Raw genomic sequence first — 1,296 nt, forward strand, 5'->3', positions numbered from 1 at the left:
GCGTGTACCTGGAGACCGACGGCGGCCGTGCCGCCTGGGCGTACGCCCAGCTGGGCCCCGGCCGCGTGCAGGTCGAGTTCTCCCGGCTCGCCGAACTCGGCGAGCCGGCCGACGAGATCGACGACGCGGACGATTCCGACGAGATCGACGATTCAGACGACATCGACGACGAAGAGGATGTGGAGGACGAGGAGAGGTGAACATCGACCTCGCGGCGCTGCGCGCACTCGAGCGCGAGCGGGAGATCCCGTTCGACACGATTCTCGCGGCGATCGAGACCGCGTTGCTGACCGCCTACCGGCACACCGACGGGGCCGAACCGCACGCCCGGGTGGAGATCGACCGCAAGTCGGGCGCCGCCCTGGTGTACGCGCAGGAGATGGACTCCGACGGCAGCCTGGTACGCGAGTGGGACGACACCCCGCACGACTTCGGCCGGATCGCCGCCATGACCGCCAAGCAGGTGATCCTGCAGCGGTTGCGGGAGGCCACCGACGAGGTGCACTTCGGTGAGTACGTGGGCCGCGAGGGTGACCTGGTGACCGGCGTGGTGCAGGCGCACGAGACGCGTACCGAGAAGGGCATCGTCAGCGTCGACCTCGGCAAGCTGGAGGGCGTGCTGCCGCAGTCCGAGCAGGTGCCCGGTGAGCGGTACGCGCACGGCGAGCGGGTCCGCTGCGTCGTGGTGCACGTCGCCAAGGGCATGCGCGGGCCGCAGATCACCTTGTCCCGGTCGCACCCGGCGCTGGTCAAGAAGCTGTTCGCCCTGGAGGTCCCGGAGATCGCCGACGGCACCGTGGAGATCGGCGCGATCGCCCGTGAGGCGGGCCATCGCACGAAGATCGCCGTCCGCTCCACCACCCCTGGCGTGAACGCCAAGGGCGCCTGTATCGGCCCGATGGGTCAGCGGGTGCGGGCCGTGATGAGTGAGCTGCACGGCGAAAAGATCGACATTATCGACTGGTCGGACGACCCGGCCACCTTCGTCGGCAACGCGCTGTCGCCGGCCAAGGCGTTGCGGGTCGAGGTGGTCGACCTGGCCGGTCGGGCCGCCCGGGTGACAGTTCCCGACTTCCAGCTCTCGCTCGCGATCGGTCGGGAGGGGCAGAATGCCCGACTCGCGGCCCGATTGACCGGTTGGCGGATCGACATCCGCTCCGATGCGGAGCAGTCCCCGCCCGCCGCGCGTGGGGTAACTGATCACGTGCGGGAGCCGGGCGGCGCGATCTCGGGTAGCTAGGGGTAGACTTCCTCCAGTGGTACGACGCGCGCAGCCGGAGCGCACCTGTGTGGGTT

1 protein-coding gene and 1 pseudogene are annotated in these 1,296 nt (G+C 69.8%); both read left to right on the forward strand.

The window, feature by feature from the left end:
• Positions 1 to 200, forward strand: a pseudogene (locus tag KBX53_RS33230) (ribosome maturation factor RimP); the annotation flags it as partial.
• Complete coding sequence (nusA, locus tag KBX53_RS33235; RefSeq protein WP_030337606.1) at positions 197 to 1,240, forward strand: transcription termination factor NusA; 1,044 nt, start codon at positions 197 to 199, stop codon at positions 1,238 to 1,240. The pseudogene KBX53_RS33230 and the gene nusA, both read left to right, overlap by 4 nt.
• Positions 1,241 to 1,296 lie beyond the last annotated feature (56 nt).

The sequence above is a fragment of the Micromonospora sp. M51 genome (genome assembly GCF_018070305.1).
In the GTDB taxonomy this organism is placed as follows: Bacteria; Actinomycetota; Actinomycetes; order Mycobacteriales; family Micromonosporaceae; genus Micromonospora; species Micromonospora parva.